This window comes from Streptomyces sp. CB02980 (genome assembly GCF_014451325.2).
GTDB lineage: Bacteria > Actinomycetota > Actinomycetes > Streptomycetales > Streptomycetaceae > Streptomyces.
In genome coordinates this window covers 172,055-193,000 of sequence record NZ_JACSCH020000001.1, presented here as the reverse complement: position 1 = coordinate 193,000, position 20,946 = coordinate 172,055, and the positions used below count along the sequence as shown (strand labels likewise).

The 20,946-nt window shown below is 70.2% G+C and carries 22 protein-coding genes; 15 read left to right on the top strand and 7 right to left on the bottom strand.

Annotation, left to right across the window (positions count from 1 at the left end; genetic code table 11):
* Positions 1-433: 433 nt before the first annotated feature.
* The gene (locus E0F75_RS40295; RefSeq protein ID WP_187620489.1) at positions 434-1,339 is read right to left on the bottom strand and encodes a S41 family peptidase; all 906 of its coding nucleotides are present in this window, start codon (positions 1,337-1,339) and stop codon (positions 434-436) included.
* A 57-nt stretch (positions 1,340-1,396) separates the two neighbouring features.
* On the opposite strand from E0F75_RS40295, the gene E0F75_RS00970 reads away from it, so the two are divergent.
* The 8 genes from E0F75_RS00970 (at position 1,397) to E0F75_RS00930 (ending at position 7,109) form a co-directional block, all read left to right on the top strand.
* Entirely contained in the window at positions 1,397-1,975 is a 579-nt protein-coding gene (locus E0F75_RS00970) for a transcriptional regulator (RefSeq protein WP_187620488.1), read from the top strand.
* 106 nt (positions 1,976-2,081) lie between these two features.
* On the top strand, positions 2,082-2,669 hold the full coding sequence (locus E0F75_RS00965) for a GNAT family N-acetyltransferase (RefSeq protein WP_187620487.1): 588 nt from the start codon (positions 2,082-2,084) through the stop codon (positions 2,667-2,669).
* Between the two features lie 241 nt (positions 2,670-2,910).
* Positions 2,911-3,576, top strand: coding sequence for a glyoxalase (locus E0F75_RS00960; protein WP_187620486.1), 666 nt, complete (start codon positions 2,911-2,913; stop codon positions 3,574-3,576).
* Between the two features lie 43 nt (positions 3,577-3,619).
* Positions 3,620-4,054: a YdeI/OmpD-associated family protein gene (locus tag E0F75_RS00955; RefSeq protein WP_187620485.1), complete on the top strand. Its 435-nt coding sequence runs from the start codon at positions 3,620-3,622 to the stop codon at positions 4,052-4,054.
* An 82-nt stretch (positions 4,055-4,136) separates the two neighbouring features.
* On the top strand, positions 4,137-4,598 hold the full coding sequence (locus tag E0F75_RS00950; RefSeq protein WP_206706099.1) for a DoxX family protein: 462 nt from the start codon (positions 4,137-4,139) through the stop codon (positions 4,596-4,598).
* A 387-nt stretch (positions 4,599-4,985) separates the two neighbouring features.
* The gene (locus E0F75_RS00940; RefSeq protein ID WP_187620484.1) at positions 4,986-5,414 is read left to right on the top strand and encodes a VOC family protein; all 429 of its coding nucleotides are present in this window, start codon (positions 4,986-4,988) and stop codon (positions 5,412-5,414) included.
* A 299-nt stretch (positions 5,415-5,713) separates the two neighbouring features.
* The gene (locus tag E0F75_RS00935) at positions 5,714-6,904 is read left to right on the top strand and encodes a cytochrome P450 (RefSeq protein ID WP_187620483.1); all 1,191 of its coding nucleotides are present in this window, start codon (positions 5,714-5,716) and stop codon (positions 6,902-6,904) included.
* 13 nt (positions 6,905-6,917) lie between these two features.
* Positions 6,918-7,109, top strand: coding sequence for a ferredoxin (locus E0F75_RS00930; RefSeq protein ID WP_187620482.1), 192 nt, complete (start codon positions 6,918-6,920; stop codon positions 7,107-7,109).
* Positions 7,110-7,222: 113 nt separating this feature from the next.
* Here the strand turns inward: E0F75_RS00930 and E0F75_RS00925 are convergent, their stop codons facing one another.
* Positions 7,223-8,269, bottom strand: coding sequence for a hypothetical protein (locus E0F75_RS00925; protein ID WP_187620481.1), 1,047 nt, complete (start codon positions 8,267-8,269; stop codon positions 7,223-7,225).
* Positions 8,270-8,857: 588 nt separating this feature from the next.
* On the opposite strand from E0F75_RS00925, the gene E0F75_RS00920 reads away from it, so the two are divergent.
* Together E0F75_RS00920 and E0F75_RS00915 are read left to right on the top strand one after the other, a co-directional pair.
* On the top strand, positions 8,858-9,832 hold the full coding sequence (locus E0F75_RS00920; protein WP_229312409.1) for a hypothetical protein: 975 nt from the start codon (positions 8,858-8,860) through the stop codon (positions 9,830-9,832).
* A 246-nt stretch (positions 9,833-10,078) separates the two neighbouring features.
* Positions 10,079-10,651 (top strand): hypothetical protein, encoded by a 573-nt coding sequence (locus E0F75_RS00915; protein ID WP_187620480.1) that lies wholly within the window; start codon positions 10,079-10,081, stop codon positions 10,649-10,651.
* 845 nt (positions 10,652-11,496) lie between these two features.
* Here E0F75_RS00915 and E0F75_RS00910 read toward each other — a convergent pair.
* From E0F75_RS00910 to E0F75_RS00900, 3 genes are all read right to left on the bottom strand, one after another.
* Positions 11,497-12,141 (bottom strand): flavoprotein, encoded by a 645-nt coding sequence (locus tag E0F75_RS00910; protein WP_308189528.1) that lies wholly within the window; start codon positions 12,139-12,141, stop codon positions 11,497-11,499.
* A 382-nt stretch (positions 12,142-12,523) separates the two neighbouring features.
* A complete protein-coding gene (locus tag E0F75_RS40645; RefSeq protein WP_374115354.1) occupies positions 12,524-12,646 on the bottom strand; it encodes a hypothetical protein in 123 nt (40 codons plus the stop codon).
* Positions 12,647-13,054: 408 nt separating this feature from the next.
* Entirely contained in the window at positions 13,055-13,402 is a 348-nt protein-coding gene (locus E0F75_RS00900) for a helix-turn-helix domain-containing protein (RefSeq protein ID WP_187620479.1), read from the bottom strand.
* Between the two features lie 114 nt (positions 13,403-13,516).
* On the opposite strand from E0F75_RS00900, the gene E0F75_RS00895 reads away from it, so the two are divergent.
* The gene (locus E0F75_RS00895; RefSeq protein WP_187620984.1) at positions 13,517-14,356 is read left to right on the top strand and encodes an SDR family oxidoreductase; all 840 of its coding nucleotides are present in this window, start codon (positions 13,517-13,519) and stop codon (positions 14,354-14,356) included.
* A 581-nt stretch (positions 14,357-14,937) separates the two neighbouring features.
* Positions 14,938-16,065 carry a hypothetical protein gene (locus E0F75_RS00890; protein ID WP_187620478.1) on the top strand — a complete coding sequence of 376 codons (1,128 nt, stop codon included), beginning with the start codon at positions 14,938-14,940 and terminating at the stop codon, positions 16,063-16,065.
* 428 nt (positions 16,066-16,493) lie between these two features.
* On the opposite strand, the gene ppk2 is transcribed toward E0F75_RS00890, so the two are convergent.
* Positions 16,494-17,498, bottom strand: coding sequence for a polyphosphate kinase 2 (gene ppk2, locus E0F75_RS00885; protein ID WP_374115361.1), 1,005 nt, complete (start codon positions 17,496-17,498; stop codon positions 16,494-16,496).
* Between the two features lie 403 nt (positions 17,499-17,901).
* Here ppk2 and E0F75_RS00880 point away from each other — a divergent pair, with 403 nt between their 5' ends.
* The 3 genes from E0F75_RS00880 to E0F75_RS00870 all read left to right on the top strand — a co-directional run bounded on the left by E0F75_RS00880 (position 17,902) and on the right by E0F75_RS00870 (position 19,259).
* Positions 17,902-18,489 (top strand): DUF3618 domain-containing protein, encoded by a 588-nt coding sequence (locus E0F75_RS00880; protein ID WP_308189527.1) that lies wholly within the window; start codon positions 17,902-17,904, stop codon positions 18,487-18,489.
* Positions 18,486-18,752 carry a DUF4235 domain-containing protein gene (locus E0F75_RS00875; protein ID WP_187620476.1) on the top strand — a complete coding sequence of 89 codons (267 nt, stop codon included), beginning with the start codon at positions 18,486-18,488 and terminating at the stop codon, positions 18,750-18,752. Before E0F75_RS00880 ends, E0F75_RS00875 begins: the two co-directional genes overlap by 4 nt.
* Positions 18,753-18,989: 237 nt before the next feature.
* Complete coding sequence (locus tag E0F75_RS00870; protein ID WP_187620475.1) at positions 18,990-19,259, top strand: hypothetical protein; 270 nt, start codon at positions 18,990-18,992, stop codon at positions 19,257-19,259.
* A 132-nt stretch (positions 19,260-19,391) separates the two neighbouring features.
* Here the strand turns inward: E0F75_RS00870 and E0F75_RS00865 are convergent, their stop codons facing one another.
* Positions 19,392-20,147, bottom strand: coding sequence for a restriction endonuclease (locus E0F75_RS00865; RefSeq protein WP_187620474.1), 756 nt, complete (start codon positions 20,145-20,147; stop codon positions 19,392-19,394).
* Positions 20,148-20,946 lie beyond the last annotated feature (799 nt).

The following is a 20,946-nucleotide window of genomic DNA, read 5'->3' as shown; positions in this document are numbered from 1 at the left end:
CCCTGGTGGCAGATGCGTTCGCTGTGCTGCTTGCCACAGGGGGTTCAGGAGTTCTTCGCCGGACCTTGTCTTGAGGCCCACGGCTGCTGACTGCCGGCTCGTCCTCGACCCACCGTCCGTCGGCGCAAGCCGGCCAGTGATGAAGGCGGCGGTGTACGAGCTGGCGGCGGGCCCGTCGTCCACGAGGTCCGCGTTCTTCCGGTTGCTACCGCCACAGGCCCGCCGCCGCTACCGACCGCCGACCGACGCCCTGCTCTCCCCGTCCGACTCCCTGGCCGAGACCAGGGAGAACGCTTCGGTCGCCACAGGTTCGCCGGTCGCGGATGAGGTCCACAGGACGTCGATGGGCGAGGGCGAGGAACGCCTGCTCGTGGCTCTTACCCTCGGAACGTTCGCGGGCGCAGAGGTCGGTGGGCTGGACCGGTGGTCCGGGTCAGTCTGTCAGCCGGGCTTTGGCCAGTGCGTGCGCGTGGTCGAGGGCGTCGGCAGCAGTGCAGGGGATGTCCGGCTGGACTCCGGTGCCTTCCCAGTTCGTGCCGGAGACGGGATTGACGGCCCGGCCCATGGGGACGGTGACTTCCAGGTGCGGATGCACCGTCCAGCCTTTGCAGGGGTGTGCGCCGCCGCGGGTGCGTTCGCCGACGACCACGGCGCGGCCGAGCTGCTGGAGGTTGTACGCCAGCTCTTCAGCGGCGGAGAAGGTGCTGTCGCTGGACAGCACGTACAGCGGCTTGCTGCCGCCGAAGCGTGCGCCGGGAACGTGCGGCAGGCTCCAGGACTGCTCGATGCGTTCGCCGCTGCGCCAGTGCATGGTGTTGAGGTGGGTGCGCTGGTCAAGGAGGTAGCTGCAGACGAAGGCGACCGTGTCGGGGTCGCCGCCGCGGTTGCCGCGGAGGTCCACGATCAGCGCCCGGGCGCGGGAGGCCACGGTGAGCGCGGCGCCCAGCGGTTCGGCGGCCCACTCCAGCGGAAACAGCATCGGTGCCAGCTCCACCACGGCGACGCCGCCGTCGAGCAGCTGCACCCGGGGGGCACCGCCGAGTGAGGTGTCGAAGTCCCGGCGCATGGCGTCCAGGGTGGCGGCACCCTGCTTGGGGGACACCGGGTCGGTGTGGTGCTTGAGCCTCAGGTGCCGGTCGCCGTTGACGGACTGCAGGTCCGCGGTGACCAGACGGGCCAGGTCCTCGGCACTGTCGACGTCGTAGGCGCCATCGGCGAGGCGCCGTTGCAGCAGGCCGGCGACCTGCTCGGCTATCTCGGGGAACACGTACTGCTCGATCACGAGCCGGGCTGTCTCGTCGATAACAGGGGCCGGCGCAAGCTTCGTTGAAGTCGTCACGGCAGGAAGTACAGCATTGCCCTTGCGTAAGCGTCAAAGAGTTTAGACACTTTCGGTATGCGTGATCAGCCCTCCTACCAGCCGCCCCCCGAGGACGTCCTGGAGATCGGTGCGCCCGAGCAGTTTGCCGCACTCGCCCACCCCCTGCGCCAGCGGCTGCTCTTCGCCCTGGGCCACCGGCCCGCCACCACCAGCCAGCTCGCGGTGCAACTCGACGCGAAGAAGGGCAACGTCGCCCACCACCTCAAAGTCCTCCGCGAAGCCGGGCTGATCCACATCGCCGAGACCCGCCAGGTCCGCGGCGGCACGGAGCAGTACTTCCAGCGAACGGCCCGCCACATGATCGTCGCCCACCCCCAGGCAGCAGGCACCACCGCGATGCTCACCGCGATCGCCCAGGAACTGGACCGCTCTCCCACCGAGACCCACCTGACACTGCGCCACCTGCATCTCAGCCCCGCGAAGGCAAGAGAACTCGGCGAAACCCTCACCCGACTGGTCGACGAGGCCGAGGAGGACGGAGAGGGCCAGCCCGTGCACGGCGTGCTGGTGGCGCTCTACCAGCAGGCCCCGCCCACCAGCACCACTGGCGCCACAGGAACCACCAGCACTACCGGCACCACCAGTTCCGCCTAGCGCTGCGACCGCATGGGTTCGCCGGGTTGATGGTTGGGCACCGGGCACCGGGCACCGGGCATCAGGTGACGGGTTTCGCGGCTGAGGACTGTGGCAGGATGCCGCGATGATCTCCAGCTCAGGCATACCAGCAGTCGTTCCGGCCGGGCAGATGGCCAAGATGGACCAGCCGGTGCTCGGCCTTCCAAGCGGCCTGGAGCTGCGTCCCTGGCGTCTCTCCGACGCCGCCGTCCTGGTGGCCGGCAGTCAGGATCCCGGGGTTCGCCAGTGGAACCGCCTGCTGGTGGAGACACCGGAGGACGCGTGCAAGAGGATTGAACGCATGCACGAGCGTTGGCAGGCCGAGCTGAGTGCGATCTGGGCCATCGCTCGACCTGAGGAGGAGGCCGTCGGCCTGATCGGGTGGGGCGACATCGACCTCAGCGGTGGCAGCGCCGAGATCGTCTACTGGATCCTCCCCGCAGCGCGCGGGGGCGGTGTGGTGGTCGAAGCCACGAAGCGCGTCAGCGAGTGGGCCTTGAAAGACCTTGGCCTGCATCGCCTGCGACTGTGTCACTCGGTGGCCAACCAGGCATCCTGTCGTGTTGCGGACAAGGCTGGATACTCCCTCGAAGGCACCATGCGCAGCGCGCTGCTGCACGCAGACGGATGGCATGACGAGCACCTGCATGCCCTCGTCCAGGGTGATGTCTGATCGTGCGGCAGACGGTCGGGCCGCTTCCGAGAGACGTCGTCCGCCCCAGCGGATGCTTTCTTCCTGAGGATGGGAGCGCCTCCACGTAGGGATGGGTTGCTGGCCGGGTGCGGGTTCCAGCCGTATCGGCCGTTGCCGCCTGCGTGTCGCTGGGGACGTTCACCATCGGCTTCACCGAGCCGGCCGTCGACCGACCGGTCAGGATTCGAGAAGCCCCGGGTGCCGCCCGGCCTCTAGCGTGATGGTCATGGCAACCACCGCTTCCACCGCAGCCCACACGTCCCTCACGTCCGTCACTCTTGAGGTGGCTGATCTTGAGGCCGCTCGCCGCTTCTACAGCGCCTTCGGCGTGGACACGTACATCCGCCTGAGGGCGTCCGAGGCACACGCCACCGGCTTCCGTGGCTTCACCCTGGCGCTCACGGTGTCCGGTCCGGGCACCGTCGACAACTTCGTCGGCGCCGCCGTTGAGGCCGGCGCCACGGTGCTGAAGCCCGCGGCGAAGTCGTTGTGGGGTTACGGCGGCGTCGTCCAGGCCCCGGACGGGACGATCTGGAAGATCGCGACCTCGGCGAAGAAGGACACCGGCCCCGCCACCCGTGAGATCGACGAGGTCGTCCTGCTGATCGGCGTCGAGAGCGTGAAGGCCACCAAGGAGTTCTACGTCGGCCGGGGCCTGAGCGTGGCGAAGAGCTTCGGTGGCAAGTACGCCGAGTTCACCCCCGGCCACTCCAACCCGATCAAGCTGGCGCTGTACAAGCGCCGTGCTCTGGCCAAGGACCTCGGCGTTCCGGCCGATGGCGCCGGCTCGCACCGCATTGTCCTCGGCGGCACCGCCGGCCCCTTCGCCGACCTGGACGGGTTCGCCTGGGAGGCTGCCGCCTTCCTCGCCCCTACGCCGTCCTGACTCCCCGCCCCCCGTGAGATGGCAGAACAACAGGAGGAAGATCATGAAGTTTCGCACCCTCGTCGAGCCGCCCGAGCCCATGCGGGGCCTGGAAGTACCGCCCGGGGTGGTGGCGGCGCTCGGCGGGGGCGCGCGGCCGCCCGTGACGATCACGCTCAACGGGCATTCCTGGAAGAGCCGGGTCGCTCTCCTGCGAGGCCGTCACCTCCTGGGCCTCAGCAACGCCAACCGGCAGGCCGCGGGTGTCGGAATCGGCGAGGAGGTCGAGGTCGAGCTGGAGCTCGACACCGAGCCGCGCGTCGTCGTCGAGCCCCCGGACTTCGCGCGCGCCCTGGACGACGACCCCGTCGCCCGCGCCGCATACGACAGCCTCACCTACAGCCGCAAGCGTGAGCACGTGCGCGCCATCGAGAGCGCGAAGAGGCCCGAGACGCGCCGTCGGCGCATCGAGAAGGCCATCACCACCCTGCAGGGCTGACCTGCGGAAGCAAAGACCCCGCGGCACCGCAGATCGCCGCGCGGCGGCCCGATCCTGCCCACTTCCCCCTGAAGGGACACGCATGTCGAAGCGACTGATGACCGGTCTGTACTGGTTCCTGGCCTTGGAGTTCGCCCTGGGCGCCGTGACCAAGTACTGGCCGGGCGACACGATATTCAGCTCGGCGTACTCCACGAAGTTCGCCGACTGGGGCTACCCGCCCTGGATGCGGTTCGTGGTCGGTGCCCTGGAAGGTATCGCCGCGGTCCTGCTCGTGATCCCCGACCGGCGCACACGCTTCCTGGGTGCCACGACGCTGATGTTCGTCCTCACCGGCGCGGCCACCACCCACATCGTCAACCACGACCCGGCGGTGGAGAGCTGGGCCGCACCGGCCCACCTCCTCATCATGGGCATCCTCGCGCTGGCCAACTGGCAGGCCGACTGGCGAGACCTCCTGCGGACTCCCACCGCGCCGACACCCCGAACAACTCATGCACCTCACGACATGACAAGGGCGCAGCACCTCACAGGCAACCCCTGACCCGCGGCCGCACCCGCACCGGCCCGCACCCGCACCGGCCCGCACCCGCACCGGCCCGCGGCCGCACCCGCACCGGCCCGCACCCGCACCGGCCCGCGGCCGCCTCGACGGCCTGCCGATGAACTCGGCACCACCCAACCATCAGCAGGGAGCCGGACCACGATCGCCCCGCCGCCGCCTCGACATGACGGCCTGTCGACGGAGTAACTCGTGGAACGCTGCCTCAGCCGGCTCAAGCAGAACCCGGCCCTGGCCACCCGCTACGACAGACGAGCCACCCACTACCAGGTCATGCTCACCACGCCTGCCTCTGCCGCTGCCGCCCATGACTCTCTCCGGACATGGCCTGGGGAGCATGGCCACGGACCCGCGGGGCAGACGGGATGCATGCCTGTTCTCAAGACCAGCGTCCTCGTCCTCGATTCCACCGATCCGGAACCCCTCGCGCGCTTCTACGCGACCCTGCTCGGAGCCACCGTGCAACCCGCGAGAGACGACCACGACCTGCTCCTCGTCTCCGGTCGCGCCGGAGTGGTACTCGGGATCCGCCGTGACCTCGGGCAGGCGCCGCCGAGTTGGCCGCGCCCCGAGGACTCCCAGCAGGCTCATCTGCAGATCTTCGTGGCCCCTGATGCCCTCGATGAGGCGGAGCGCGAGGCGGTGTCGCTCGGAGCTCGGCCCATCGCCGCCGAGATCGACGGAACTCGGACCGACGGGCGCACGGACGTGCGCCGCTACACCGATCCCGGTGGGCACGCCTTCGTCCTGGCCGCGATGTCCCCCGTCGATTCCGGCCCGCCCGTGCAGCGCTCCTGACCTCTTGAACGGCGCCTGCCGTTCCAGGCCGCTGCCCGGGTCGGGTCGGGTCGGGTCCGCGGACGGACCCGACCCGCCGACGAGTGGCGCACGGCTTCCGCGTGCGCACGGAGAGGGTAGCGAGAGCTGTCGAGCTCACGCATGGCGCGTGCTGACCACGTGCTCCCGGGCTGCTGCCGAATGGATGACCCCGTTCCGGTGGATTGGCCGAACTGTGCGTAGACCAGATAGGTGCCTGAGGCATGTAGTGGGAACGGCATCAATCTCGAAGCCGCCGATTCGCCCCTTGCGAGGCCCTCATGACGGAAGCCGTGGCGTTCCCCCAGAGCCGGACCTGCCCCTACCACCCGCCCACTGCCTACGACCCGTTGCGCGAGGAGCGCCCGTTGTCGCGGGTGACCCTGTGGGACGGGCGCTCCGTGTGGCTCGTCAGCGGACACTCAGCCGGCCGGGCGCTGCTCTCGGACCCGCGTCTGTCCACCGACTCCACCCGGCCCGACTTCCCGCTCACGACCGAGCGGGCCTCGGCCGTGCGCCGACGCCGACGCGCCGCGCTGCTCGGCTGGGACGACCCTGAGCACAACGTCCAGCGCCGGATGCTGATCCCGAGTTTCACGCTCAAGCGTGCCGAGCGGCTGCGCCCGCGCATTCAGGAGACCGTGGACCGGCTCCTCGACGCGATGGAGGCTGCGGGCCCGCCGGCCGAGCTGGTGAGCGCGTTCGCGCTGCCGGTGCCCTCGATCGTGATCTGCGACCTGCTCGGAGTCCCGTACGAGGACCACGACTTCTTCGAGGAGCAGTCCGCTCGGCTGCTCCGCGGACCGACGGTCGAGGACACCGAGGACGCGCTCGCCCGGCTCGAGGGCTATCTGGGCGACTTGATCGAACGCAAACGGCGCAAGCCCGGCGAGGGCGTGCTCGACGACCTGGTGGCGCGGCAGCCGGAGGATGGCGGGCCCGACCGCGAGGAGCTGGTACAGCTCGCCACGATCCTTTTGACTGCGGGGCACGAGACCACCGCGAACATGATTTCCCTCGGTACGTACACACTGCTGCGCCACCCCGAGCGACTGGCCGAACTCCAGGCCGATCCCGGTCTCGTACCGGCGGCCGTCGAGGAACTGCTGCGATTCCTGTCCATCGCGGACGGGCTTCTGCGGGTCGCGCGAGAGGACGTGGAGATCGACGGCACGACCATCCGCGCGGGTGAGGGCGTGGTCTTCTCGACCTCCGTCATCAACCGGGACGCCGCCGCCTACGCCGATCCCGACACCCTGGACTGGTCGCGCTCGGCACGGCACCACCTGGCCTTCGGCTTCGGCATCCATCAGTGCCTGGGGCAGAACCTGGCGCGCGCGGAGATGGAGATCGCGCTCGGGACGCTGCTCCGCCGGCTGCCGGGGCTGCGGCTGGCCGTCCCCACCGAAGAGATCCTTTTCAAGCCCGGCGACACGATCCAGGGGATGCTCGAGCTCCCCGTCACATGGTGAAAGGACCGCACGGATGCGCATCTCCATCGACGGGGAACTCTGTATCGGCGCCGGGCAGTGCGCCCTGACCTCCCCGGACGTCTTCACCCAGGACGACGACGGGTTCGGGAAGGTGCTTCCGGGCCAGGACGGGGGCGGCGAAGGCCCGCTGGTCCGCGAGGCCGCCCGCGCCTGTCCGGTCCGGGCGATCAGCGTCGAGGGGTAGGCAAGGGGCAGGTGACAGGAGTGGACTCGGCAGCCGTTCCATCAGGAGGACCGCGTCATTCCCGGGCCGCTGAGCGAGACGACGGGTCGGGGGCGGAACGCGAGCTCGCCGTCTTACCTGCGTGGCGGTTTGGACTCGGCCCAGTACGCGACCCGCACGTCTCCCTCCGCGAAGTCCCGGCGCGGCAGACGTAGACCGAGCGATTCCTCCAAGGCGTGGAAGTACAGCTCGAACGTGTTGGTCAGTTCGGGGTGGTCCAGCTCGGCACGCCGCAGTGCCTGGTTGAGGAAGTCCAGCTCGCCGCCCCGCAGATAGGGGGCACGGCCGCGCTCGTACCAGATCAGCTCCAGCATCCCCCAGTCGTCGTCGACGCGGCGGCCGTCCCGCATGTAGTCGAGGGTGTAGATGGCCTTCGCGGAGGTGGCGGTCAGCCAGACGTTCTCCTTGATCCCGAGCGCGGCGTACGCCTCCTTGTCGGCGTAAGCCCCCGGCGGCGTGTCGTGGTGCAGCAGGAACGTCCACCCGCCCGCCTGCCCGAAGCAGCAGCTCTCCCACTGGCGGTCCCAGTAGGCCCGGCCGTTGTCCACAGCCAGCAGGTCCTTCAGACGCGTACCGGCTTCGACCTGCGCGGGGTCGGCCCCGTACAGCAAGGCCAGCCGCTCGGCGTCGACGAGTTGCCCGGGCGCCGCGCGGTAGAAGGCGAGCGTCGTGTACGGGGCCTGGTCACGCCAGGACCCGGCTATCCAGGCAAGCCCCTCCAGCGGGTCGCGTCCGCACACCTCGACCGCCCCCGTGTCGTCCAGGCCGCCACTGCGGAACCGTCTGCCCCAGGCCGGATCGATCCGGTCCAGCGCGACTGCCGTCTCCTCGGGGCTGCGGCCGTGCCGGCTCATCGCGGCCTCGGCGATCAGGTAAAGCACCTGTTCGAGGTCTCGGGTCGCAAAGACCTCCCGGTAGGCGCCGTGATGGCCACGCACCGTGCCGTCCTCGTCAAGCAACAGACACAGGCCGCCGTCCTCCGTCTCCTCAGCGCGCTCGGCACATGCCTCCAGCTCGTCGTCCGAGAGGGCCACGGGCGGCAACCCGACCTCGTGGAGCAGGGCGTGTCCGGCAGCCGTCCGCCGCCAGGCCTCCGCAAGTATCGACTTGGTGATCTCCATGACGTCAGCATAAGAAGGGTCACTGACAGCCGGCCGATCCTCTCGGCCGCACGAAACCGGTAGGGTCCCGCCCCGTCTCCGCGAGCAGCCGCGCGAGCGCGGACGCCTTCGCCCCGACCGCTACCCGCTCCCCGGAACCCTGGTCGACCCCCACCATGTGCTGCTCCCTGTTCGCGGGCATGCCCATGCTTGTCGAGTACGACTATGTCAGCGGCACCGTGCTCGTTCGCGTCAGCCACTACCTGACCCCGACTCAGGCTGCCGACTACAAGGCCGGTGCCGCCCTCCTCGGGTAGACAGGCACATCACCACGCCGGCGCGGGCACGCCGGCGGACATGGGTGCTCCCCACGGGTGGGCACGGCAGGGTGCCCAAGCGGCCTGTCAACGCGACGAAGAGCAGAACCGGGGGAGTGGGTCGACACTACTTCTTCGGTTGGCCGCTGAAGCTGGAAGCCTTGAAAGGGGGCCGGCGGCATCCCGGCAGGGGGCTGGTGGGGCAGATCACTGGGTGGCTACGGGAGGCAACTTCGACGCCCGATGCCACGTCTGGCAGTCCGTACCAACCCTTTTAGAACGGAGCCACTCGGTGCTCATAGGACTGCTGACCGCCATCGCCGCCTCGATCTGTTACGGCACGGGTTCCGTCCTGCAGGCCGTCGGGTCGCGCAAGTCCGCCCGGCGTGAGGCGGCCGCGGGTCGGCTCACGGAGCGCGGGGGGCCGAGTCTGTCCTCCACGGCGAAGGCGGCGACGACCTGGGAGTTCGTCGTCGGCACGATCCTGGACTTCATCGGTTTCGGTCTCGGGGCGCTTGCGGCCCGGCTGCTGCCGCTCTTCCTGTCCCAGACCGTGATCAGCGCGAATCTGGTCGTCACGGCGGTCCTGAGCGTCCGGCTGCTCGGGATCCGGCTCACCCGCGCGGAGTGGACATCGATCGGTGTGGTCTGCTCCGCGCTGGTGCTCCTGGCGAGCGCCGCGGGCCCGGAGGGCAGTGGGCACACTCAGGCCGCCACGCACTGGTGGCTGCTTGCGATCGCCCTGCTCCTCATGGTGGGCGGCACAGTTCTCGTACGTCTCCTTGGCGCGCGGGCGGCGATCCTGGCCGGTCTGCTTTCTGGGCTCGGCTTCGGCGCGCTGGGTGTCGGGGTGCGGATCCTGAACGGCGTCGAACCCTTCGACCTCGGCACGCTCCTTACCGATCCGGCGCTGTACGCGATTCTCGTCGCGGGGATCGGCGGCATGTATCTGCACACCGTCGCGCTCCAGATCGGTTCGGTGAACGGGGCGACGGCGGCGTTGGTGGTGGGCGAGACGGTGCTCCCCGGCATGATCGGGGTGTGGTGGCTGGGTGATGCCTCGCGTCCGGGTTTCGCCTGGCTCGCTGTCCTCGGCTTTGTCCTCGCGGTCGTGGGCGCGGTCGCGGTGGCGTGGTTCGGCGCGCCGGAGGGCCACGGGGCGGAGGTAGGGGACGTGCCGGAAGGCCTTGGGGCGGAGGTAGGGGACGCGCCGGAAGGCCTTGGGGCGGTGCCCGGGAGCTCGCCCAGTCCCGTACGCGTCCCCTGACTCAACCCACACCGGACCGGCCGGACGGTTCCATCGTCGCGACGGCCGCGCCGGTCCGCTGGAAGGCGCGGCCGTCAGGGTTTCGTCCTCACCCCGTGATCAGCAGCCTGCGCCTGAGCCTGGAGTCGGTGAGGAGTTCGGGCTGTTGCCGTCGGCCTGCAGGTGGGCGAATAGCGTCGTCAACTCGGCCGCGTTCCTGGGTGTCAGAGCAGAACCTGCCCCGAACAGGCACGTAGCTTCTGCTCCATGGACATCAAGGACAAAACCTTCGTCAACAAGACCCTCGACGACAAGGCCTTCGCAGACAAGCTCATGGGCAACAAGGCCCTCGCCGACGAACTCATCGCCACGCTCCTTGTCGATGAGTCCCTCGTCGACCTGGATCTTGCCAAACGTGTGATGGCCCTCTACGCAAAGGGGGGCACCTTCCACGAGGGCATGACCGGCCTGAAGGACAGGGCGGCCCACGACGAGGACCTCGCCGAGTTCTTGCAGGTCATCTTGGTGAACCAGAGCATCGAGAGCGAGCGGGCCGGAAGGGAAGCCGCCACGAAGGCCGCCGATGCGGAGAGGATCCTCAACCCCACCAACGGGGTGTATGTCTTCACCGGAGGAACTGCAAGGGCAAGCACGCAGGGTTTGGTGGCGGCCGGCATGACATGGACGACATCGCGAGGCAGATCGGCAACGATGCGATCTCCAGCCTGGCCATCGCCAAGGGATGGAGCATCACTCTCTTCACGGCTGCGGGGTTCTCCGGCGAGAGGACGACCATCGGCCCTCGGCGCGACGGGGTCGGAGGGGATCAGTACAACCTGACCGACGGGTTTGACAACGAGGTCTCCTCCTTCATCATCACCGGCGTCAGCGCGGATCCCTCCCGCCGGAACCAGGTCACGTCCACGTACCACGGCTCAGCCACCGGCTACACCCCGGCGAAGGGACAGGAAGGCTACTCCGGCGAGGGATGACAGCTGGAAGTCTCTGCAGCCCCGGTCGGACCTGCGAGAACCAGCAGGTCCGACCCGGGACGACGTGCCGCTCAGACGGCGTCGCCCGCTCGCGCGGCGCGGATCACCGCGCGAGGAGCAGAGCCTGGTTTTGGGCCCAGCCGATCGCCCGCCAGGCCATTGTTCGTGGGGAAGACGCCGGAGCATCGGGAGAAAAGGCGTGGTCGTTGCGGCCGCCGACGGGCCGCTGAATGCCGATGCCGTGGACGGCGGGCTGGGTGGTCCGCCGGTTCGGCGCGTCCTCGTTCCCGTTCGCCAGGACCAGGCGGCCCGGGGAACCGTTCGCTGCGCGGGGAGCAATGGCGCCTCAGCCCTCGGCCGGGACCGGAGAGGCCTGGCGACCGGATCACCACTGGTGCCCCATCAGAAGCTGCGTCGGCGAGGCCGGGCTCGTAACGTCGTGAGGGCGGCGCACAGGACGGGCGCCCCATCGGTTGCCGCCGGCCCCTTGTTTCCCCGAGCGGGGGCCGGCGCTCTCGGTGGCCTGGTCAGCTCCTCCTTCGCGGCTCGTGCCTCGTCGGGCGATCGTGCCACTTTTGCGCTGCGGAACCACGTGAGAACGCCCCCTGAGATCTGTGGCGATCGGTCATGTCCGGCCGGAGGCGTGACGTTCGGACCAGCAGTACCACTGGCCGCGACTGGTCGAATGCGGGACTACGCCCCATCCAGGACGTCGGCGACCGCCTCCAGAGCCGCCTGCCAGGGGTACGCCGACGGGTCGCCCTGCCCCGGTTCGTTCGGCATGAACCCACCCTCGCCGTAGACCACACGGACACCGGCGCTCCTGAGTGTCTCGAGCGATCGGTCCCACTGAGGATGTGCGGTGTGGGCCCGGTTCACGCACGGCATTACGGCGATCGGGATCGTCTTCCCGATGCCTTCGGCGACAACGTCGACAAGCCACTTGTCCGTGATCCCGAGGGCCCAGGCGTTCACCGTGCTGAAGGGTGCCGGCGCGACCACGATGGCGTCGGGCTCGGGCCAGATGTCCGGTTGACCCGGCATCCGGTAGTCCCACCTGACCGGGTGGCCGGTGAGCACGGCCAGGCCGTCCAAGGATTCGCTGAGCCAGTGCGCTGCCGTCGGCGTGAGGCCGAGACACACGTCCCAGCCGTCGGCCTGCGCCTCCTCGATGACCCGGGCGACGTCAAAGACCGGTGTGGCCGCGCTGCTGAACAGGTACAGGATCCTAGTGCTCATGATCCTTATCTGATCATATGGAAATGCCTCCGAAGTGGGGGAGTCGGGGTCGAAATCGTCTCGCGCGGTGTGGGGCGCGAGTGGTGTTTCAGACGTCATGGGCAACGGCATCACTCTCGTCCTCGGAGCATCAGGCAAGATCGACCGGCGGATCGCCGCCCGGCTCAGGCTGCGCGGCGCACCGGTCCGCGCTGCCTCCCGATCGAGTCCGACCCGGTTCGACCGGTCCGACCCCGGAGGCTGGGATGCGGCCCTGCCGGGCATCCCCGTCGCCCATGTGGTGGCCCCCAGCGTGCCGGGCCCGGTTCACGAGTTCGTGGCCCGGGCCGAATGCGCCGGGGTGCAGCGGCTGGTCCTGCTCTCCGGGCGCGGCGCCGATATCCGGGGCGAGACTCCACCTTCGGCCTGGACATGTGTTCGGTCGAGGATGCGGTACGTCGCTCGGCACTGGGTGGACCGCCCTGCGACCGTCGAGTTTCGCTCAGGACTTCGACGAGGCCTCGTCCACGCCCCGCTGGTCGCCGGGGAACCGGCGCTCCCGGCCGGCATGGTCCCCGAGCCGTTCGTCGACTGCGCCGCCGTCGCTCGGCGCGGGCTCGGACACGGCGGTGGATGTGCGGCAGGCGCGGCTGCGCCCCGCCCGCCGCTCCGGCCCGGCGAACGGGGCGTAGCCGCTGTCGGCCGGGATGTCGGTGCGATCGGCTCACCGGTCGGGAAGGAAGTGGCCGCCCGGCCTTCGCCCGCAGGGTCTCCAGGCGCTCGGAGGGGCCATCGGCGCCGAGCCGGGCCGCGGCGGGTTCCGTCACTGCCTCGTCCGGCTCCACCCCCGTCTTTCCCCTCAGTTCACCTCGGATGATGCCGTACGGGCGTACGGGCGTACGGGCGTACGGGCGTACGGGCAAGCCGGGGTGGGCGACGGGAAGGTAGCGGCGGAACCCGCCGACCGGACCGGCACCGCGCCCTCGCCGACGCTCCGACAGACGGGGTTCGAAGGTCAGCCCGTGACTGGCTGTCACACGTCGCGTGGTGGCAGCCGCCGTGTGATCCGGTCGAAAAGCTCCTTCAGGGGTTCGCCGACGTCCTGGCCGAACTCCGTGAGTCCGTAGGTGACCTGGGGCGGTGTGGTCGGCTGGACATTCCGCCAGACGAGGCCGTCCTGCACGAGTGTGCGCAGGGTCTGGGCGAGCATCTTCTCGCTGATGCCCCGAATGCTCTCGCGCAGCTCGTAGAAGCGGAGGTCGTTGGCCTGCAAGGAGATCAGCACCCACACGCCCCATCTGCTGGTCACGTGGTCGACCGTGTCGCGTGCGGGGCAGTCGGTGTGAAACACCTCATACGCCCTGCCTGTCTCGGTCTGCATGAGCTGCGCGCCTCCCGCCGCGTTATGGGCTTACCAAAAGGTATGCCCTTACTGAAGGTTAGCCCCCTGTCTAGCGTGAAGACCAACACAGGACGACGGAATCAGGAGCTGATCATGATCGTGGTGACCGGAGCTACCGGGAACGTGGGGCGGCCGCTGACGCGGGCGCTGGTCGAGGCGGGCCGGGAAGTGACGACGGTTTCGCGGCATGCGGCGGCGATGCCGGACGGCGTCCGCCATGTGGTGGCCGACCTGGCCGAGCCGGCGGGCCTTGAGCCCGTGTTGGCCGGTGCGAAGGCGTTGTTCGTGCTGCTCTCCGGCGATCTGCATGCCGCCGGAGCCACCCCGGCCTCCATCATCGGCGAAGCTGCCGCCGGCGGGGTCCGTCGGATCGTTCTGCTGTCCTCACAGGGCGTGGCGACCAGGCCGTTCGGCCCTACACGGGTCGCGTTGCGCGCGGTGGAGGACACCCTGCGGGAGTCAGGAGTCGAGTGGGCCATCCTGCGGCCGGGCGGCTTCGCCTCCAACGCCCTGTGGTGGGCCGGGTCCGTCCGAGCGCGGCGGGTCGTCGCAGCGCCCTACGGTGACGTCGGAGTGCCTGTCATCGACCCGGCAGACATCGCCGAGGTGGCGGCTGCGTGCCTGCTGGACGACCGGTACGCCGGCGGCGTGTACGAGTTGACCGGCCCGGAGGTCATCACGCCGCGCCGGCAGGCCGAGGCCATCGGCGCCGCGCTGGGCTCGCCCGTACGGTTCGACGACCTCACCCGCGACGAGGCCAAGGCCGCCATGGCCCGGAGCATGCCGGCCGAACTCGCCGACGACACCCTGGACATCCTTGGTTCCCCGAGCCCGGCCGAGCTGCGCGTCAGCCCGGACGTCCAGCAGGTCATCGGCCGAGCCCCGCGCCGGTTCGCCGACTGGGCGGCCCGCAATGTCGCCGCGTTCCGCTGAGGTCGGCCAGGCCGTCGCGCCTGCTGCGCGCTGGACGATGAGGGTCTTTGCCGTCAGCCGGTGAACCGGCTGGCGACGCTGCTCGCCCGGCGTTTCGGCCGGACGTACCAGAGTTGACACGGTCCGGTTCTCCTGACAGGTGGGGTGGACGAGGAGGGGGGAGACCCTGCCGTTGGATGAGGACTTGGATGAGGACTTGGATGAGGACAAGGTGCGTGCCTTGCTGGCGAGCCTGACGGATCTCCAGGGGTTCACCTGTGGGGAGTGGACTGAGAGCTGCTCCCCACAGGGTGCGCCGTATGCCAGGACGAGCGCCCGCGAAGGAGGGTGAAGCGCCGTCCGCGGAAGGCGACAGGACGCCTGTACTTCACGGGGAGGTGGGTGCGTAGGTTGCCCGGGGCCCGCTCCGGCCCGCGGAGCTCGCCGCCCTCCGCCGCGGACCGCCCCCCGGCGCCGCTCCCGACCTGTGCTCGCTCCCTGCCCTGAGCTGTTTCGAAGAATCATGAAACATCTCCCGTGGGTCGGCGCGTCAATGGGGTGAGAGCACGTACAACATTCAACTCCCTGCGAGGAATCCCGTCATGAACCTTTCCCTGCCCCGTGCGGCCACTGCCGTCGCCGTCGGCCTCGCCTCGTTCGTCGCCGTCGCCGCGGCCCCCGCCGCCGCGGATACCCAGAACTGGCGGAACGTCAGCCCGCCGGGCAGCAACGGCAGCGTGCTGTTCGACGTCGAGACCGCGGGCGGCGCGACCTGGGCCGTCGGAAAGCACGACGACGCGACCACCCGGCCCTTCGCGCCGGTCGCGCTGCGCTGGACCGGCACCCGCTGGCAGGCGCCCCCGCAGCCCGCCGAGCACGGCCGCCTGGAGGACCTCGCCGTCGGCGCGCCCGACCAGGTGTGGGCCGTGGGCACCCGCCACGAAGCCGTCGGCGAGGACGACTGGGACCGGGGGCGAGCGCTGCTCCAGCACTGGAACGGCAAGGCCTGGAGCGCGGTCGAGCTGCCCTTCCCGAAGGGGGCGGACGGCACGTCGCTGTCGGCCGTCGACGTGGACGCGCGCGGTGCGGTCTGGGTGCACGGCGGATACACCGACGCGACCGGCGAGTACCGGCCGGCTCTGTTCCGCGGCAGGGCGGACGGCAGCGGCGGCTGGACCCTGCTGCCGGCCGACACCGGGCTCGCCTGGGTCTCCCAGCTGGAAGCGGGCCCCGGCGGGGTCGTCCTCGCCATCGGCGACGGCGTCTCGCGGTTCGACGGCACGTCGTGGACGAAGCAGAAGCTGCCGAGCGGGCTCGACGGCGCCATGTTCGACGGCATCGAGCGGCGGTCGGCGAACGACATCTGGGCCGTCGGTCACATGCGGGACGAGAACCTGTGGCGCCGTCCCGTCGTCGTGCGTTTCGACGGCCGCGTCTGGTCCATCGTCCGCACGCCCGCCGAGACGGGCCAGCTGTTCGACATCGCCTTCGACGGCTCCGGCCGCCCGGTGATCGTGGGGGAGACCATGAACCCCGACGTCAACCCGGCCGGGAACTACGTCCTGACGCTCGGATCCGACGGCCTTCTCAAGCGTACGGAGAACCCGCGCGGCGCCGGGTACCTCTACGGCGCCGCGACCGACGCGGCGGGCCGGGTCTGGACGGTCGGCGGCGCCCAGGGCGCGGAGGGCGGCATCTCCCCGTCGGCGTACGCGGGCATCCGCCGCTGACCCGGCACTCCGAGAGCCGGGCGGAGTCGCTTCGGCCTCGTGGACGGCGGCGACGGCGTGCGGAGGTGCCGTGTGCCGACCGTCCTCGGGCCGAACGGCTCCTGTGAGCGTGGGCCCCTTCGCGCGCACCAGATCGCGACCGTCGGTTGAACACCGCGGCGAGCTGCGCCCATGCGACGTGGCGGCCACCGTCGGCGGCATCGACGACGACGCTGGCGGGGCCCCCTTCGGCCACGGGGTTCTCCGTGGGCCAGGCGCCCCGCCACGAACGCCCCGGCCGCAGAGCCGCCCAGGATTGCGGTCTCCGACCGGTTCTGACCCAGCTCACCGGTCCGGTCAGTGCTCTGGTCCGCGGGTTCATCCTCGCCTTCGAGACGGTGGCCGACGCGTACGACGACCGGACGGACTCCGAGCCACGGGGGCGAGCCCTACGTGTCGCTGTTCGTCTCCGGGTGGGCTCCCGGGCCTTGATGGCGCGGGGCCAGGGGCGTGGGGGAGAGGGCGGAGGTCTCCTCGCCGGCCTCGAGGAGGGTGTCCGCGGCGCCGACGACGAGGGGGTCGGGTTCCCCCACGGCCGAGGGGTCCTTACTCGCGTAGTCGATGCGCCAGAGGAGGCTGCGCATGGCCGCCAGACGCCCGCGGCGCTTGTCGTTGCTCTTGACGACCGTCCAGGGAGCGTGCGCGGTGTCCGTCGCCCTGAACATGTCGACCTTGGCGGTGGTGTAGTCGTCCCAGCGGTCCAGCGACGCCAGATCGGTGGGGGAGAGCTTCCACTGTCGCACCGGGTCGACCTGCCGGATGGCGAACCTGGTGCGCTGCTCGGATCGCGACACCGAGAACCAGAACTTGACCAGGTGGATGCCGTCGTCGACCAGCATGCGCTCGAACACCGGGCACTGGCGAAGGAACAGTGCGTACTCGTCGTCCGAGCAGAACCCCATGACGCGCTCGACACCCGCCCGGTTGTACCAGGAGCGATCGAAGAAGACGATCTCGCCGAGGCCGGGGAGATGGGCGACGTAACGCTGGAAATACCATTGCCCGGCTTCCCGCTCCGTCGGCTTGTCCAGAGCGACGATCCGGGCGCCTCGCGGGTTCAGGCGTTCGGTGAACCGCTGGATGGTGCCGCCTTTGCCGGCGGCGTCGCGGCCCTCACACACGACGACCACCCGCGCGCCGGTGTCCTTGGCCCATCGCTGCAGTTTGAGCAGCTCGATCTGCAGGATCCGCTTGGCCCGCTCGTACTCGCCTCGCCGCAGCTTGCGGTCGTAGGGGTAGTTCTCCCGCCAGGTACGGATCGGGGCGCCCTCGGCGCTGAGGAGAATGGGCTGCTCTGGGTTGGTCTTGTCCACGCTCAGGCCGCTGAGCAGATCCGCCTGGTCCTCGTCCCGGCCCCCCTCCCGGTCCTCGTTCCGGTTGTCGGCGCCGCTGATTCCCGTCACACCATTCTCCTCATTGTCGTGTCGCCAGCTGCGGGCCCGGCCCTGTCGCCAGGGCCGGACTTCTCTTCAGCGCTTCTGCCCCGATCATGAAGGGCCGTCGCCCGAGGTGCCGGTGTCCGGAGAATCCCCGCCGCGAGTCCACCCGGTCGTCGGTCGGCAACGGCGCCGCGGCAGCAGAAGAGGACGCGCTCTGCGACCACCGGCGCAGTTGGCCCCGGGCCTTGGACGGATCGCGAGCCGAGGTGTGAACGGGTGGCCTGCCGGTGACGGGGTAGGCGCGTAAGCGGGCGGCGCTCGCCCTGGGGCATCCGGGCCGCGGAACGGCGGGTGTGTTCGGCCCTGGACTCCGCTCGGGTCGGGGACTCCGGATCGGTGCAGGAGGGAGGCGCATTGCATGGGGGCTGTTGGAACGTCCTCCCGGGCCGGGCAGTTCGGACGAACCGTGGACGGATGGGGCCCCCGACCGAATCATCGGCAGCGTCAAGGTCGATGTCGGCGAGATCGAGGAGAAGGCACACCGATGAGACATCAGCCCCGAGGCGACACATCCGAGCCGTCAGCCGAGGAACTGCGCAGGATGGTCGCGCACGCCCGTGAGAAGCTCGGACAGCCCGTGGAAGCGCTGGCCGCCAGGGCCGACGTGAAGGCCCAGGCCATGGAGAAGGCGGCCGATCTCAGGACGCATGGCGTCGCGACGGGCTCTGCCGTCACCGGTCAGCTCCGCGAGACCGCGGAGCACACCGCCCGGCTCGCGAAGGACAAGACCCCCGACCCGGCTGTGGTCAAGGCGGCTCACTCCGCTGCGCAGCTGGGTGGCACGGCTGCTCGTGCGGGGCAGCTCGCCGCAGAGCGGACGCCGGACCTCGTTGCCGACAAGGTCGGTCAGGGGACGGCCGCAGCACGGGCCTACCGAACTCCCTGCTCGTGGGAGCCGCCGCGCGGCGTTCTGTTTCTCGTGCGATGGAGCCGGAGGCAACGATGAAGACCGCCAAACTCGCCTACCGGCCGGTAGGCCTTGCGTTCGGCTTCGCGGGCGGCATTCTGGCCCGCGCCGCCTTCAACCAGATGTGGAAGAGGGCCGGGCACACCGACGACGCCCCGGGCGCGATGGACGAGGAACGCACGTGGCGAGAGATTCTGCTCGCCGCGGCCCTGCAAGGAGCGATCTTCGCCGTCGTCAAGGCTGCCGTCGACCGCGCCGGAGCGACCTCGGTCCGGCGCCTGACCGGAACCTGGCCCAGCTGATGCCCGGGTGCCGCCCCCAGGCCGGCGGCGGCACCCGTCCCGTGAAAGTGGCCTCGCAGCTCTTCGGCGAGAGACGGGCACGGGCACGGCGTTGCGCGGCGCACGTGTTTTACGGACGGGGCTGCGGTCGGCAGCCAAGGGGCGGGTCCGGTGTCCGAGCGGCGAGGCCCCCAGGGCGATGCTGCCGCCCGACGGCTCCGTCAGGCAGGAACCGCCACAAGAGGAAGGTGAGCCTGTATGAACACCCAGCAGGAGCCCGATCGGACGGGCCGGCGCCATGAGACGGACGCGCGCTACGAGCCGGACGAGCCGGAGGAGGCAGACGAGCCACTCCCTCGCGACCCGCAGAACCAGCAGGCGGAGCAGGGCGAGGATCCTCTGGCAATACCCGTAGCGGACTGGCCCGACTCCGCGGCACCCGCGACCGACGTGGCGGGAACCGGACGCCGGGGCGGCGCCGACGAGGCGGAGTACGAGAATTCCGATGTCGACGAACCAGTGGACTGACGCGATCGTCCGCCTTCCCGCCCGGAGCATCAGGGACCACCCTCGACTCCGACCACGGCAGAAATCACAGGCCCGCGAAGGCGCGACGGTGCCCCGGCCCGCGCGTCGGCACTCGGCCCGTGGCCCAGAGACTCAGGCCGGGCCGCCGCCCAGCGAGATGGGAGCGGCCGGCTCCGTGGCGGGCGCGCCCCAAGGCGCGGGCGTGACCTGGTCCGTCCACGCGGCCAGTGCCTCGCCGTCCACACAGATGATCCCGCACGTGGCGGCGTACTCGAGAGCCGGGGCGGTGAAGGAGCTTGTGGTCACGACGACGGCCACGTCCGCCTCGTGGATGGTGAAGCAGGTACCGCCGAACCTCTGCAGATCCTGGGAACCGACGCGGTTGTCCGGTGCGTAGTGCTTGCACTGGAGTACGACACGCAGGCCGTCCACGGTGACCGCGACGACATCGGCGCCCAGGTCGCCCGCTCCGCCCACCACTTCCACGGGGGTACATCCGTCTCTCGCGCAGAGCGCGGCAACCGTGTGCTCGAAGCCGTCGGCGTCGACGGCTGCGTGGTCCAAGGCCTCGCCGCCGATGTCGGGAGCGGCCGGGGCAGGGACCAGGTTGCCCCGCCGGACGTCACGCCCGCGCCCGCGCAGGCGGAAGAACGACACGTCCTTTGTGACGGTCGACAGTCCGACGGACAGCACTCCCAGGGCGCCGAGCGCCACGAGGACGGCCGCGACGACCCCCGAGCCGCGGCTTCCCGCCGTCTGTGCTGCTTTGAAGAAGAGCATCAGACCGGCGACACATATCCCCACGAGCCCCACGGCCAGCACCAGATCGCGCCAGACAACCCTGGGGTTCCTCCTGACCGCACCTCTGTCCACGCCGGTAGCCTTCATCAGAGCTCCTCCCTCCCTCACGCTTCGACCGACCGTTTGTCCGTGAACGGGGCCTTGAAACGTGGCTGCCGGAGTGAGCCCGTCCCCTCCGGATGCGGCTCCGTACCAGCGCCGCCCGACTCTGCCGGCCGGGTCCGCCCGCCCACCGGCACACCACCCCGGCCTCGCCCAGGCAGCAGCCGCTCTGGTGGCCCTGGTCCCCGTCATGAGGAACGACGTCCCGCTCGACCCGGAAGACTTCGCCCATCTCGACGCGGGCCCCTACCGGCCCTGGCTCGACCCCCTGTTGCTTGCCGCCTCGGGCGCCACCGAACAGGCGCGGGGCGCTACCGAGCAGGCGCGCCGGGCACTGACGACGGTGCCACGCCCCCGCACGACCTCCTCCAGAGGCCCTGTGGTGCGTCCTGGCCCGTGCGGACGAGACCGTGGGGACCGTGCGGACGAGACCGTGGGGACCTGCCGGAGCTGCGCCGTGCCCGTCGAGAGCTCCTCCCCGCCCGAGCGGAGTCCGCCGGCGCCGACAGTGGCATGGTCTCCTTCGGTCGAGTCACCCGTCACCTGGAAGCGGTCGATGCCGCCCTGAATTCGTCTGCAGGACCGGCCGACGAGGGCGGTCCAGGGCGTGCTCACGACCGGAGGCAGGACGGCTCCGAGCAGGCCAGAGGAAGGCTGCCCCGCACGTATCCGTGCCGAAGTACCTGACGCGCTCACAGAGTTCGGGACGCCCGAGGCGTCCGCATCCCTGATCCGTCTGGATCGCCACCGCTTCGCAGGAGCACGCCCCTCCGATCGGCGATGC